At 57.2% G+C, this 15,136-nt stretch carries 8 protein-coding genes; 5 read left to right on the forward strand and 3 right to left on the reverse strand.

The window, feature by feature from the left end; genetic code table 11:
- Nucleotides 1-155: 155 nt before the first annotated feature.
- Nucleotides 156-575 (reverse strand): hypothetical protein, encoded by a 420-nt coding sequence (locus tag ACVWYF_RS17850; RefSeq protein ID WP_457070497.1) that lies wholly within the window; start codon nt 573-575, stop codon nt 156-158.
- A gap of 126 nt (nt 576-701) precedes the next feature.
- Between ACVWYF_RS17850 and ACVWYF_RS17855 the strand changes: the two genes are divergently transcribed.
- Nucleotides 702-968, forward strand: a complete 267-nt coding sequence (locus ACVWYF_RS17855) for a hypothetical protein (RefSeq protein ID WP_457070499.1) — start codon at nt 702-704, stop codon at nt 966-968.
- Nucleotides 969-1,836: 868 nt separating this feature from the next.
- Here ACVWYF_RS17855 and ACVWYF_RS17860 read toward each other — a convergent pair.
- Entirely contained in the window at nt 1,837-3,927 is a 2,091-nt protein-coding gene (locus ACVWYF_RS17860; RefSeq protein ID WP_457070501.1) for a polysaccharide lyase family 8 super-sandwich domain-containing protein, read from the reverse strand.
- Nucleotides 3,928-3,981: 54 nt separating this feature from the next.
- Nucleotides 3,982-5,232, reverse strand: a complete 1,251-nt coding sequence (locus ACVWYF_RS17865) for a DUF4861 domain-containing protein (RefSeq protein ID WP_457070503.1) — start codon at nt 5,230-5,232, stop codon at nt 3,982-3,984.
- Nucleotides 5,233-6,011: 779 nt separating this feature from the next.
- Here ACVWYF_RS17865 and ACVWYF_RS17870 point away from each other — a divergent pair.
- The 4 genes from ACVWYF_RS17870 (at nt 6,012) to ACVWYF_RS17885 (ending at nt 14,494) form a co-directional block, all read left to right on the forward strand.
- Nucleotides 6,012-10,715, forward strand: coding sequence for a carbohydrate-binding protein (locus tag ACVWYF_RS17870; RefSeq protein WP_457070505.1), 4,704 nt, complete (start codon nt 6,012-6,014; stop codon nt 10,713-10,715).
- 139 nt (nt 10,716-10,854) lie between these two features.
- Nucleotides 10,855-11,682, forward strand: coding sequence for a hypothetical protein (locus ACVWYF_RS17875; protein ID WP_457070507.1), 828 nt, complete (start codon nt 10,855-10,857; stop codon nt 11,680-11,682).
- A 76-nt stretch (nt 11,683-11,758) separates the two neighbouring features.
- The gene (locus ACVWYF_RS17880; RefSeq protein ID WP_457070509.1) at nt 11,759-12,835 is read left to right on the forward strand and encodes a glycoside hydrolase family 88/105 protein; all 1,077 of its coding nucleotides are present in this window, start codon (nt 11,759-11,761) and stop codon (nt 12,833-12,835) included.
- Between the two features lie 21 nt (nt 12,836-12,856).
- Entirely contained in the window at nt 12,857-14,494 is a 1,638-nt protein-coding gene (locus ACVWYF_RS17885) for a glycosyl hydrolase family 28-related protein (protein ID WP_457070511.1), read from the forward strand.
- The last annotated feature ends 642 nt before the right edge of the window (nt 14,495-15,136 follow it).

Raw genomic sequence — 15,136 nt, forward strand, 5'->3', positions numbered from 1 at the left:
GTGGCCGGGCAGGCGCATTGGCGGTGAGCAACCCCATGATGCCAGGATACTGGCTGAATCAGCGGCTGGCACTCATGGCGGCGGCTGCGCCATCGCCGTGATGGAGGGAATATAGCGGGCGAGGCGGCTATGAATATGGTGGTTGCGTGGCCTTGTTACGCCAATTGAGCCAGCCAAACCGCCGCTTCGGCTTCTTCCGCAAACAGGCGGTAGGTCATGGCGCGGACCGTGGCTTCGCCGGTGGCCTCGGCATGGGGGAGACGGGCCAGCACCTCGGCGGGCAACAGCACGGCCCCGTAGAAATCGTGCATCCGCGTGCTGGGCATACTTAGCCAGTACTCGTTTACCCAGGTGGACTCTTCGGGCGTGAAGGGCAGCATGCGGCGGTGGTCCCCGATGACTTTGTGCCAGCGGCGGAGCGTCAATAGCTGCTTGGTGTGGCCGAGCAGCGTTTGCAGGTCGGCAAAGCGGCGCGGACCGGTGGTGTACCGGATAATGACGTACTCGCCGGTGGGCTGTTCCAGCAGTTGGCCAGCCCCGTTTCGAAAGTGGATGCGCAATTTACCAAGGGCCATAAGCGCGGCTAAGGTAATCCCAAGATGGGAAACCCAGCCCAAATGCTAGGGTATCGGCAGAAAACGCCCGGGAAATTGCACGAAAGCAAAGCCTGCTTGGTTGGAGTTTTTCTATACCTTTATTTTATGGAAATAGCTAACCACACTTTTGCCGAAGCTACTTCGGCGGCTCCGTTTCTGGATTATGCCATTTGCGTAGATGCCGACAACCGGCCAGCCAACCATGTGGGCGACTGGCCCGTGCAAGGCCAGGCCTATGCCGTGCGCGTGGTGGAGAGCCGCACCGAAGGACTGGACCTGGTGCATGTATTGGGCTTCGAGGGCGAAGCGCCCTACTTCAACGCCTTTGCCCCGCACCGCTTCGAGTTTTTCGAGCGCATGTGGCTCAATTAGCGCATGTGGCTCAATTAAAGCATTCCACTGCTAACCACCAAAAGCCCTTTTGCCGCAAAGCAGAAGGGCTTTTTTGTGGGCGCCACTTTCTCCGGCAATGAGGCGGCTGGGAATCCGGCCATTGGCATTCACTGTGAGCACAATGAAGTGCCGACCGGCAATGAGACAGCGGTATATCTCCAGAGCCTCGGCCATCGCTGAAGCTGCTTTGGATACACTGCAAACCGATAGAAGCCGCACAAAAAGCGCCGCCCACAGCCCGATTCCCAGTTGTCCTTCCCACAGTTTCCAACGCTGAGCCTGCCGGCCCATTGAACGAGCAATAAATCCGTTCCCTGCCATGAAACTTTATCTTGCTGCATTGCTGCTGGCCGCGGGCTGTTCCCTCAGTGCCTGCGACCAACCCATTTCCACAAATAACCAGCCCATTACCGGCGACCATCCGGCCCCGGTGGTTGATAGCGCGACTGCGCGCGACACCGCAGCGCCTGTTGGCGGGTCAGTTCCGTTTGTGAACCCAGGCCGGACCGGGCGCGGGCACGGCATCACGCATCCTTCCCCGCCGGCAAGCCGCACCCGGTAGAGTGATTTCGGCGGGAGCTTAAATCAAAAACCGACCCCATATCACATAGCAGCGGCTTTTTTGGAGCCACTTGGGTTCAGCCTTTTGCCGGTCCGGCTCACGGTTGAATACTACGGCAAGTCCTCGTCCACACCGTAGCCTAGAAATAGCAGGATATCCAGCCGCAGAGCGCAATGCTCCACTAAGCAGCGGTCGCTGACCAGGTTTTCCAGCAGGCCCATGAGGAATAAGCAGCAAGGCGCATAATGCGCTTTTCGATGAGAAAACAGCCGGTTTTCACCCTGTTCAGAGGCCCATTTTCACCGTGCTGCCCAAAAGGTCGCCCTGGGGCAAGGCGATGGTCCGGTAGGTGCCGTTGATATTCAGCCGGACGGATTGCAGCGTACGGGTGGGGTCAGCCACCCATACTTCAGGCTTGGGAGTTGTACGCTTATAAATCAGCAGACACGGACTGTCGGCGGCGATGCTCAGGGTGGCACTCATACGCAGCTTCTCAGGTTGGTAAAAAGCGGCCAACACCCGGTCGTTGAATGCAATGGCCTGCACGGCACGGGTGTTCGCCAGCACTTGCACCGGAAAATGGCGGGCCGCGTCGCGGGCCTGGGTCTGGCCCAGGCCGGTTTGCAGGGCGTAGGCGTAATCCGACGTCTGGGTGTGGGGCAGCAAAATGGTGCAGGTACTCCGCACATCTACCCCACCGGCCGGCACCGGCGGGGAGGCGACATCAACGGCCGGCCAGGCGCTTTTGTTGGCGCGAACCAACGTTTTCGGCTGGCTGCTGTTGGCCAGGAAAAAATAGCCGATGCTGTCGTGCCAGAGCCAGCGCAGGCTGTTCGGCGTTGGTTCAGCGCTCACGAGCGGGGCCTTGTAGTAGCATTGGTTGACGGTCGTAACCACGTTTTTGGCCTCACTGGCCTCGATGCCCGCTCCCAGGGCCACGAGCGTATTGCCCACCAGGAAATAGCTTTTGCGCGCCTGGAGGCCGAGCCGGTCGTAGGCCATAGTGCTCAGGCCCGCGAGGCCGTCCGACACCTGGCCCACGAAGGCGGCTACATTGCTGGATTGCAGCACCAATTTGTCGCCGGGTGCCTGGGTGGTGTCGCAGGTGGTGCCGGGCAGCATGGCCCAGTTCCAGTAGGCCCCGATGTCGCGGTATTCCCGGCCCGTGCGCTGCACCAAGCTGACGCCGTCGTTCAAATAGGCCCCGAGCTGGTTTTCCCCGTTGATGGATTCCAGTTTTTTCACGAAGGGGCCGTGCGTTTTAACGCTCAGGGAATACTTGCTCCGGGCCAGCTGGACCATGTAGCCGCTGCGCCAGAAACTTTGATTGCCCCGCAGTTCGCAGGCGGCATCGGCCGGCCCGGCGAAGCCATCGAGAAAATACCGGCAGGCCTGGGCCGGGTTGAGGGCGCGCACCAGCTGCAAATCGTCGTAGAGCACCTGCCCCCGCTTGCCGGCGGCGCCGCTCCGCCATTGGCGGCCGATGGTGGTCAGGTCCATCCCGCCTCGGAACACCGTCCAGCGGAGGCCGTTGGCGCAGTAGTCAAACAGCACGCGCTGCTTTTGCGGCGTAAAGGCGTAGCTTGTGCCCTCCGTGACGGCCAGCCAAAAAAGCAGGCTGTTGACGAAGTGCAGGCCGTAATTACCAAACTGCAGCATGGCCCCGTGCTGCTGAAACGAATAATCTGGCTGAATGCCTTCGCCCGTGGTGACTTCCACGACCGAGGCCATGTTGGCCAGCGCCTGAGCCAGCCCGGCGGCATCGTGGTGCAGCAGCGCCACGCGCGCCTCGATGTCGTGCTGCCAGATTTTGTTCTGGCCGGTGGGATGCGCCTGTGCAATGCGCGGGCGCAGCACGTCATCGAGAAACGCCCGCTCCGGGGCGGTGGCCTCCGAACCCAGCATCAGCAGCAAGCTGGCGTAGGCAAAGGGCGTGTTGATTTGGTTTTGCCACCAGTTCGGACAGCGGAAATCGTGGCTTATCCAAAACGCCAGCCCGCGATGCAGCGCCGCCAGGTACTGCGGGTCGTGGTTGCGGTGGTATTGCCGGCTCACCAGCAGCAGGCGGTACAGGTGCCACGAGGGCGGCCAGGCATTGCTCAGCGTCGATTGGTAGTCAATATCCGGCCAAACGCCCTCCGGCGTCAGGGAGGCGTAGTAGCCGGCGCCGTCCTGGGCATAGTGGATGTCGCCGCTCAGCTGGTAGCTCTGCTCGCTGGCGTAAGCGGTGTCGGAAAGCAAGAGCCGCACGCACCGGTTGCGCACTAGGTCTACTGCCTCTGACTGCGCCCCCGGCTGCTGGGCCCAAGTGCTGGAAATGGAACAGCAGGTAACGAATGCAACAAGCGCCACCAGGCGTAGGGAAGCAAAAAGCATAGCGTTGATTCAGAAAATGGTGTGTGCAAAATCCACTGATGTTGCGGCCGGCGCTCACGGGGTTTTCGCCCAGCTTATTTCGACCGGTGAAGCCAGGCGCTGGGCAAATTGGGCCAGGTAGGCATCCCATTCCTGCGCCGTGCGGAACTGGCCACTCTTCGTCCAGCCAAAGCCCGCGTAGAACACGAGTGGCCCACGGGCCGGCCGGGTGAAAACCAGCAGGTTGCTCTGGTCGGGCTGCGCCACGCGGTGGTCGCGCACTTCCGTTATGGCTGCGGGGTCGAGCACCAGGCCGGTACCAATTTCAGCATCGTCCACCGGCTCCCAGTACCGGAACCAGCCGGCGTTGCGGTCGGTCTGCACCATGCCTTTCTTCTCGTGCAGGGTGATGCCGACCACGAAATTGGGCAGTACCTGCGGGCTGCTGCAGTAGTCTTCGTACCGGCTCAGGTTGCTGCCCAGGTCCAGGGAAATGCGCTTGCGCTCGGTGACGGGACGGCCGTTGGCCGGCCAGGGCGCATACGCAAGCTCGAACACGGTGCGAATGGGGCCGGTAGCCAGCGTTTTGTAGCTGATGAAGTTTTTGGAAACCCACAGCCGGCCCTCGTCCCAGATGCCGGTGCCGCCGCAGCCACGACTGTCGCCCACGTGGTAGGGGTCGTAGCCCTCGCCGCGGTCGTGGTGGTAGTAGCCGGCGGTTTGCACGTTGCCCGCATACCACTTGTCGATGATAGGATATGACACCCGCTTGAGCCAGCAATCCATGCCGCTGGTGAGGGTGCCGTCTTTGCGGCCGGCCTCGGTCATTTGCTGGGCCACGGGGCCGTAAGTGCGGAAGGCCACCCGCTCGTTTTCCCAGGCGTAGTCATCAATGCGTTCGGGCACGAAGCGCGAGAAGGTAGTGTAGGGGCTTTTCGGGCGCTGGGCGGCCCCGTCGGCGGCCCCAGACACGGTGAAACGCTGGGTTTCACTGGCGGCCAGCGCCGTCTGGAACAGCAACTCATCGGCCTGGCCATCGGCGTTGTTGTCGAGGGCCTGACTTACCAGCACCGTACCGGCAGCATCGCGCACCAGCAGGTTTTCAGTGCCATAGGCCTTTATAACGCCCGATAGACGGGCCACCGGCAAGCTAATTGTTTCGGTAGGCCGGGCTACCGCCAGCCGGTTGCGGACGGTGAAAGCCAGCGCGGTCAGGGGCTTGGGCGCGGGCTTGGCGCTGCTATCGCCCGCCGGGTGCAGTGCCAGCGGGGACAGGAGCAGCGCAGTCCCTATTGCTTTGGTGAAACGTGGCGAGTGGTAGGCCATTACTAAAGATGGGCTGGTGATGCGGTGAAAAGAGGAGACGCTCCGACCGCAGGCTCAGTCGGGCGTTTTCGTTCGTGGATTGTGGCGGGCGAGCCGCGCAAATCCTGCATTCCCGCACCCTTGGCGGGTTATCCAGCCGAAACCGTGACGTGGGCAACGACCAGCAGAATGGGGGCCGGCTACTTAGGCCGCAGGATTACACAACCACACCTGCGGACCCGCAGTGGGACAGATGTTGCTGTTGCGGCAGAAATATACACGCCGTTTTCAGGTGTCGGCTTTTCGGCTTTTCGCCTCTTTCCGGCTCCGCTGTACCGGTGGCGGTGATGGCCAGGTCCACCGCGCTTTATACTAAAACTATTGTGACAACCGCGTGCTAAAAATGAAATAGCAGCTGATTGTAATCCCTATTTATTTTTTTCAATATTTTGAATAACAATGAGTTAAATAGTATTTTATAAAATGAACAGCGCCGGTTTGAAATGAGAAAGCGGATAAGTAGGCCTCCGCAGACATTTGTGAAGGCCGGCAGCAGTTGGCTGCTCCGAGGCTGGCCGCCGCCCCTGGGTTGCCAGCAGCAACTGGCCAACGGCCTTCGCCAATACCCGCAGCCCTGACGACCCCAAACCCGGCACACAAGTCACTCCGCAGAGGCGGCATGTCGACACCCCTCAGTCCTGTTCGGGCACAACTCTACCAGTAACGCCCGGCCGCCGCTTTTCACTTCCGAATCAACCCCAAAACTCCCACGCATGAAAAGACTACTATCCCTTCTCCTGTTGAGCTGGCTTGCTATCGGTACCGGACACGGCCAGGCCATTTCGCCCTACCTCGCGGGCCAGAATGCCTGGCTGCCCACAGCTCTGGGCACGACCAACTACGGCGGCTTGCTGGACCGGCTGTGGCCGGTGGTGAAGCAATCGAAGGTGAAGATGATTCGCATCGGCGGCAACGGGGCGAATACCAACCTGATAACCAACGCCCAATACATTGCCCTGATTGACTCGATTCGCCGCATCGGGGCCGAGCCCATGGTGCAAGTGTCGGAAGGGCGCGGGCGGTTCACGGCCGCGCAGGCGGCGCAGGTGGTGCAGCACGTCAATATCACGATGGGCCGCAACGTGAAGTACTGGATTATCGGCAACGAGCCCGATTTGAACAATGCCTCGCAGCCCAACCCAGTGAGCATCGCGGGCGTGGAGACGTACATCAAGGCCTTCGCCTCGGCCATGAAAGCCGTGGACCCAACCATCCTGATTGTGGGCCCCGAAAACGCTGGCTACAACGCCTACTACCCCGCCCTGCTGGGGGGTGCCAACGACGTGACCGGCCAAGATGCCAACGGCCGCTACTACATCGACATCATTTCCTTCCACACCTACCCCTTCTCGGGCAACCAGACGCGGGCGCAGGTGGTCGCGGCCGGCCAAAACGTGGCCAACACCGTGACCAACCTGCTGGGCCTGATGGCCGCGGCCAACACCCGAAACAACCGCACCGGTGCTAACGCCCTGCGCTGGGCCCTCACCGAATTCAACCTGGACTACGCCAACCCGGCCGTGAACACAGTGGAAGGGCTGGGCGCGCACTCATTTATCAACGGGCAGTTTTGGGCCGAGGTGTTTGGCGTGGGCATGAAGTACGAGGCCGTATCGATGCAGCCCTGGTGCATTCACGAGAGCAACGGCTCCCGCATCGTGAGCGATAAGGGCTACCTCGACGGGGCCACGGTGGCCACCATCAAGCCCCGCTCCTGCTACTGGCACGAGATGCTGGTGTCGGAAAACCTGCACGGCACCAATCTCAACGCCACCGACAACCAGACGCTGGTGAAAGAGCTCTGCAGCACCGACAACGGCACCACGGCGGTGATGATACTGAATGAGAGTGACGTGACGGACTACGACTTCACGTTGCAGCTGAACACGGCCACGGTGCCAGGGGTAGCGTCGCTCAAAATCAACGTGCCCGCCAATATCAATGCCGCTTACAACGACAGAATCCCCGCGCAGTCGACACTAGTGCTGCTGTTTGATGCGCAGGGCGCGCTGACCCGCAAGATTGTGTACTCGCTGCAACACGCCCAGGGCGCGCTGCCCCCAACCTACCTTCGGCCAGGCCAAACGTTGACGCTCGCGGATTTTTCGGCTGATAAAACCGTCACCTGCTTAGCCCCCGATGCGGTGACGTACACGGGCGCGGTGGTGGGCAGCTACACCTCGCTCACTTGGGCTTTCGGGGCAGGTGCCACGCCGGCCACGGCCAGCGGCCGGGGGCCCTTTGCCGTCACCTACACCTCGGCCGGCCCCAAAAACGTGACCATGACGCTGGTGAACCCCGACACGACCATCGTGGTGAGCAAGCCGGCCTACGTGCAGGTGAATCCCTGCCAGCGCACGCCCTACAACGGCACGCCGGCCCTGATTCCGGGCGTGGTGAAGTCCATCGAATACGACTTCGGCGGCGAGGGCGTGGCTTACCACGACAACGAAGCGGAAAACCGCGGCGCCACCGCCGACCCCACCGCCCCCCGGCCCAACGAGGGCGTCGACACCCAGAACGGCGACGGGGGCTACGGCAACATTGGCTACTCAGCCAGCGGCGAATGGCTGAAATACACCGTCAACATCCAGACCAGCGGCTACTACAGCATCGCGTTTCGGGTGTCGACGCCGGCTACTTCGACAGCCTCCCTGCGGCTGAGCGTGGACAATGTGGACAAAACCGGCGTGGTAGCCATTCCCGCCACGGGCAGCTACAACACCTACCAGAGCGTCGTCGTCAACAACGTGTACCTGGATGCTTCGCCGAACGCGACGCTGAAGTTTGACCTGGTCACGAGCAGCTTCAACATCTCCAAAATAACGTTTGCGGCCATGCCGCCGCCGCCCATTGTGGTGAACCGCGTGTATAACGGCTCGAACGACGCGGTGGGCACCAACGACGCCGTGGAGCTGCTGGTGGTGCGCGACCACCTCGATATGCGCGGCATGATTGTGAAGGACTTCGACGCCAGCAGCACCACCGACGCCGGCGGCAAGTACCTGTTCAATAACACGCCGTTTTGGGCCGATATGCGCAGTGGCACCACCGTGGTGCTGCGCCAGCTGGCCGGCCCCGCCGGCTACGTGCCCGACTACGACGCCTCAGATTTTACCGTGGATATGCTGCTCGGCAACACCACCTACCTTACCAGCACCTCCACCAACTTCAACATCACGCAGTACGAAATGGTGATGATTAAAGAGGCCGGTTCGGGCACGGCGGGCGTAGTCGGGGCCATCCACACGTTTGCCACCCGCCTGGGGCTGGGCGGCTCGGTGGCGGCGGGCACCTCGCCGCTCTACCAGTCGGTGCCGGGCTACAAAATGACCTCGCCCGATGCCGAAGCCGGTGGCGCTCCCAGCTCGTTTCACTACCCGCTGAACCCCACCCAGACCCTGGCCGACTACAACGGGGCCGGCAAAGCCGCCATTTCCCAGAGCCCGGTCCCCAACTGGGGCTACGGCTTCGGCACGCCCAACATCACCTACATCCAGTCCCTGCGCAACGCCGTCACCGGCCCCGACCTGGTGGTAACTAACGGCCAGCGCATGCCCGCCGGCGGCACCTACAACAGCATCACGGTGCAGAGCGGCGGCACCCTCATCCCGCAGCTCAATACTGCCGTGGCCAGCACCGTGCGGGTGCTCACGGGTGGCACGCTCGTCACCAACTGCGCCGTCATGGGCGGCGCGGGCAGCTTCGAGCTGCAAGCCGGGGCCGAGTTGCAAATCTGTGACCCGGCCGGCATCGCGGCCAGCGGGGCCGCGGGGGCCATTCAACTGCTGGGAACGCGCAGCTTTTCGGCCGATGGCATCTACATCTACAACGGCACCGCCGCCCAAGTCACAGGCGCGGGCCTGCCCACCCAGGTGCGCAGCCTCACGGTGAACAACGCGGCCGGCCTCACGTTGAGCCAGGGCGTGAGCGTGGCCCAGGTAGCCCGGTTGCAAAGCGGCAACCTGGCCACCGGCGGCCAGGCGTTCACCCTACTTTCCACGGTTGATGGCACGGCGCTGGTCGACAACAGCGGGGGCGTTATCATCGGCAACGGCACCATGCAGCGCGCCATCACCAGCGCCGTGACGGGGCCGGCCTACCGCCACTTCAGTTCGCCGATGGCCGGGGCCACGTTCAGCAGTTTGGCCACGACGGGCTTCAATCCAACGCTCAATTCAGCCTACAACACCAGCGCCACGCCGGGCTCTAGCCGGCCGTTTCCTACAGTGTTTGGATACGATGAAGGCCGAATTGCCACGGTAACGTCGAATAGCGCGGCTTTCGATAAAGGCTGGTTTTCGCCCGCCGACGCCACCGAAACCATGCAGCCCACGCGCGGCTACACCGTGAATGCGCCCGCCACCGCCGCGCCCGTGGCTTTCACCGGCACCTTCAACAACGCCACCCAGAACTCGGGCGCGCTGAACCGGGGCACCGATGCCGACGCCGGCTGGCAGCTGCTGGGCAACCCCTACCCCAGCCCCTTGGATTGGAACACCGTCGCACAGGCCCAGCGCCCCGGTCTGGACGCCGCGATGTATGTGTACCAGAGCACCGGCCAGTATGCTGGCACCTACCGCACCTATGCCAACGGCGTGGGTGAGTCTCCGCTGATTGTGGCGGGCTCGGGCTACTTTGCCCGCGTGAGCACCGCCGGCACGCCCGGTGCCGTGAACCTGACTAACGCTAACCGCATCACCACCTTCGGCGCCCAGCCTGCTTTCGGGCGCGGTACTAACGACCCACGGCCGCTGCTGCGCCTCGCGCTGAACGGCATCAATTTGCAGGACGACGCCTACGTGTACTTCGAGCAAGGAGCCACGGCTGGCGTTGATGCCGAATTCGACGCCACCAAACTGCCCAATGCCACCGGCCTGGACCTGGCCACGCTGGCCGGCACCACGCCACTCGCTATTAACGCGCTGGCCCCGCTCGGCACCACCGACGTGGTGGTACCGCTCAATCTGCGCGTGCCGCAAACCGGCACGTTTGCCTTCACAGTAGCGGAGTTGAGCAGTTTCAACCCGGCACAAGTGTATTTGCGCGATGCGCTGACCGGAACGCAGCTACTGCTTGCGCCGGGCGGTAGCTATCAGTTTACATTGGGCACGCTGGCGGGCGGCAACGGGCGTTTCAGCGTGGTGTTCCGGCCAGCAGCCGTCACGGCCACGCGGGCGGAGTTGACCGCCGAAGCCGTGAGCCTTTATCCCAACCCGGCGCACACCCAATTCACGCTGCTGCTGCCCCCACTGGCGGGCCAGCATATGGTGCGCGCCACTTTGTTGAACGCCCTGGGGCAAGCAGTGCAGACCCGCACCATCGGCCTGAACGCGGCCGGGGCTACCGCCGAATTTCACACCACGGGCCTGGCCGTGGGGGTGTACACCCTGCGCTTGCAGGCCGATAATCAAGTGCTAACCAAGCGCGTGGTTATCGAATAGCTAATGACGAGCATCGCCCGGCCGATAGCAATTGGGCAGGCGATGCCCATCGTTAGCTATTCAAATAATTGAATGATACACCTTAGCAAACGGGGTTATTCAACATTTAATAAAAGCAGCACATAAAAGTAGACATAGCATGGAAAAGCTGTTAAAAGTGCTGAGAGAAAAGAGCAATGGTGCTTTAAATCTCTATGACAATAGAAATACTGCATTAGCCATCATGGCTTTGATGGCTACGTGCTGTATTGCGTCATGCAAGGTCAGTAATTCGCAAACTGCATCAACAAAAACGATTGTGCCAGATTGGGCATTACCCGGCTCATCAACCCATAAGCAAGTCCCCCCGCCAATTGATTTCCATCGAGCCACAAAAACGTCAAACAAGCATATTGGCATTTTTGATGGTCAAAGCGATATAGGAGCATCACTTGTGCCCGGCACATCAAGCTTTGAAGCGCTTACGAAAGAATACACCATTAATTCTGCAGGGTATAACATTTGGTACACCAGAGATGAATTCCGCTTTCTGTGGAAAAAGATGTCTGATGATGTATCCTTGGCTGCCGATGTCAAATTCCCTAATGCAGAAGGCTTTTTTGACAGAAAGGCAGTGGTAATTATTAGGCAAAGCCTTGATGATGACGCGGAAGAAGCCATGGTAGCGCGCCACGGCGCTGGCCTGATGCACTTAGCCTGGAGGCCAGAAAAGAACAAAACTATTCTTCAAATGAAAGTCCCGGAGAAAAGTGCGATGCGCATTGGGATAGAGAAAAGAGGCGAAAACTGTTTAATGTTCATTAGTCTAAATGGCGAACCTATGCATCAATTAGGAGACCCAATTAAACTCACTTTTAAAGAGCCTTTTTATGTTGGCATCGGCTTTTGCTCACATATCCCGGATAAAGTAGATACCGCCATACTATCTAATGTGGTGTTGGAAAACGCTGCGGGCAAACTGCAATAATTAGCAGAATATCAATAACTACACTTGTCCATACAAGCCAATTCTAATCAAAATGAGATTTCTTTTAATCTGTTCCTTGTTCGCTGCAATATTTTTCACGCAAGCATGTACTGCAGCTAAAAAAGCAAGCGGAAGCGGAGCTGCTTCCAGCACGAAAAAGGCGATGCTTAAAGCGTTGGAGTGGCAGGAAGCGCATCCAATCGTCGAAAAGTCACCCAAAGACTGGACTAATGGAGCCTACTATACCGGGGTTGCCAAAGCTCATGAAGCCACCAGCGACGCTGAATTTTTGAAAGCCCTACAAGGAATGGCAAAGAGGAATGATTGGCAAACATATATCCGTATAAATAGTGCAGATGATGTAGCAATTAGCTACGCATACCTCTATCTAGCAACTATTGGCGACAAAGATGTGAATCTTAAACCCACCGAAGATTTCATAAAAAAGCATTTAGCTTATCAACAGGAACAAAAACGTAATAAGCCTTTATGGTGGTGGTGCGATGCGCTTTTTATGGCACCTCCGGTTTTCACCGTACTTGCCAAAACAAATAATGACTCCACTTTGCTGGACGACATGTACAAACATTACAAAGAAACCTACGACTTACTCTATGATAAAGAGGAACACCTTTTTGCGAGAGACGACAGGTTTTTATGGACTGGTACTAGTACGGATAAAAAAGAAAAAAATGGCAAAAAGATATTCTGGTCCAGAGGAAATGGATGGGTTTTAGGCGGCCTGGCTTTAATCCTAGAAGACATGCCAAAAAACTACGCTCACCGTTCTTTTTTTGAACAGCTTTTTAAAGAGATGGCAACCAAAGTAAAAAGCCTGCAACAACCTGACGGTATGTGGACCACTAGCCTACTCTCCCCCGAGTCTTACGACCATACTGAAACAAGTGGAAGTGGTTTTTTTACGTTCGGTATTGCATGGGGAATTAATAATGGCTTGCTGAATCCTTCCGATTTCAAGCCTGTAGTAGCTAAAGCCTGGCCGGCATTATTAAAAATGCAAAAAGCAGACGGGATGGTTGGCTTTGTGCAAAACATAGGCTTCGACCCGCGTCCTGCGACTGCAGAAAGCTGGCAAAACTATGGCACAGGAGCATTTTTACTAGCAGGTAGCGAATTTTTAAAAATGAAATGAGTTCTGAGACAACAAAAATTCATGAACAAGAATCACATTCTCCTAGCCGTTTTACTGCTTGTTACTTCTCCGGCTTTTTCCCAAGAATGGAGAAGTAGCTTATATCCTCAAAACTGGAAACCAGGGATGCAGGATAGCGCTGGGAGATTTCTTCAAGATTTCTCATATGCCGGATACCATCGTGGTGAGCAAGCAATTCCGGATATAAAAAAGAGTGTGTTCGATGTCACCAAAGCACCTTATGCAGTGGATAATACGGGAAAAGAGGATGTGACGGCCTCTATTCAGAAAGCGTTAAATGATGTAGGCCAACGCGGAGGCGGTGTAGTTTATTTGCCAGCAGGAAAATATAAGATAGCTGTTTCTGCTACTAAGGATAACCCTCTAAGAATAAGTTATAGCAATGTGGTGCTAAGGGGCGCGGGCACTGGCAAAACGTTCATATTTAATGATAATGCCAATGTGAGGAATGTCTCCATTATCCAGGCAAAGCCACCATCTGGTGGAAACTGGCTTAGCCCCGAAAGCAAAACTGTCAGTATAACAACTGATTTGCTTCTGCCTACTCAAACAATTCCGGTTTTCTCTGTCCAAGATTTCAAGGTGGGAGATTGGGTCGTATTAAGAACCGATGTTACTAAAGGGTTTATTACAGAGCATGATATGGATGGTCTGTGGGAAACCTCTCTGGTGGGCACTATATTTTACCGATATATTACTGCGATAGATAAAAAGGCAAATACCCTGCAGATTGATGCACCTACCAGGTATTTCCTTAAAAAGAGAGACAATGCCAGGGTTTATAAAGTGAAGCCGGCCTTGAGCGAAGTTGGAATCGAGCATCTTTCAATTGCAAACCGACAATCAACGTTGCCAGGTTTAGGAGGTTTGGATTTCAATGTTAAAGGAACTGCTGCTTATGAGGTGCATAGCGCTAATATCATCATGATAAACAGTGCCATTAATTGCTGGATTAAAAACGTAAGCACCTACAAGCCAGAAGAAAATAAAGACAATATTCATTTAGTTTCCAGTGGTATTTTATTGCAGAATTCCAGATTTGTAACGGTTGAGGCTTGTTCTTTTCAGAGAACCCAGTATTTGGGGGAAGGTGGTAATGGGTACATGTATATTTTAGCCTCAAATGATTGTCTTATCAAAGACTCCTTTGCAGCCCATGCCCGCCACAATTACGATTTTAAATCGATGAGGAGCAATGGAAATGTTATTTTGCGATGCAGGGGAGAAAACTCAACGCTGGCCAGTGATTTTCACATGCACCTGAGCATGGCTAACTTGTTTGATAATACCACCTTGAACAAGGATTTTTTAGAAGCTAAATTCCGGCCTTGGGGTACATTGCCCGAAATGCATGGGTACCCAACCACGCAAAGCGTTTATTGGAATACGGTAGGGGAGGCTTATCCGGCAAAATCTCCTTATGTAATTGATTCAGAACAGTTCGGTTGGGGATATATTATTGGCACTAGTGGTCCAGCCAGCGATGTTAAAACCGCGCCAACTGCTGGCAAGATAAAGGAATACAACTACGATTCGGCTCCCGAAGACTTCAAAGAAGGCATTGGCAAAGGCGAGTACCTGCTGCCAAAATCCCTTTATTTAGACCAATTAGAAAGAAGGCTGAAGTCGCTTAAGTGAATTCATGGTGTGGATAAGATGTCGACAACATTGGCGGTGATTCTTGCCATTCGTCGGCATGCCAATAACACCGTCACCGGTAGCATGCCGGCCAACACCACCTTCTTGTTTCGGTGCGATGCCACCGGCAAGTTTGTGGACAAGCTGATGTGGAGCGAACCAGGTATCCACAAGCCACGCTTCCGCACCACCCTGGTTAGCAGTTGCGCACATCAACCACCAATGAGGGCTTGAGCGTGTTCCCCAATCCCACGGCGGATGTTCGGAGCATCGGTTTTGATGCTGAGGCAACCGACGCGCCCCCTGACCAACATTGACTAGCCGGCTCCGTTTGCGGCCAATTCTAAGCCGCACTAAACCTGCAAGGACTGCCCAAAGATATCTACCTACTTACCGCAACCGAGCCCACTGGACAGAGGTGCCAGCAGGTCGTGAAGGAGTAGACCAACATCATTTTGAGTAGGTGGAAGGCTCCGGAGCAGCGCTGCTTCGGGGCCTTTTTGGGTGATGCCTTTCTGCCGATTTTGCCGCCACTAGTTCCAGCATCGCGTCGCTTTCTGCTCACTCCTCCTTGCGCCTGGATGGTGAATAAGCAATGCCACGGGTAGGCACACCCACTAAAAGGATTGTGACAGACGCGTG

This window comes from Hymenobacter sp. UYAg731 (assembly GCF_054061335.1).

What these genes read in the sequence shown, in the direction of transcription:
- ACVWYF_RS17860 (WP_457070501.1), bottom strand. Translation starts at nt 3,927, where the DNA reads ATGCTTTTTGCTTCCCTACGCCTGGTGGCGCTTGTTGCATTCGTTACC.
- ACVWYF_RS17885 (WP_457070511.1), top strand. Translation starts at nt 12,857, where the DNA reads ATGAACAAGAATCACATTCTCCTAGCCGTTTTACTGCTTGTTACTTCT.
- ACVWYF_RS17850 (WP_457070497.1), bottom strand. Translation starts at nt 575, where the DNA reads ATGGCCCTTGGTAAATTGCGCATCCACTTTCGAAACGGGGCTGGCCAA.
- ACVWYF_RS17865 (WP_457070503.1), bottom strand. Translation starts at nt 5,232, where the DNA reads ATGGCCTACCACTCGCCACGTTTCACCAAAGCAATAGGGACTGCGCTG.
- ACVWYF_RS17875 (WP_457070507.1), top strand. Translation starts at nt 10,855, where the DNA reads ATGGAAAAGCTGTTAAAAGTGCTGAGAGAAAAGAGCAATGGTGCTTTA.
- ACVWYF_RS17855 (WP_457070499.1), top strand. Translation starts at nt 702, where the DNA reads ATGGAAATAGCTAACCACACTTTTGCCGAAGCTACTTCGGCGGCTCCG.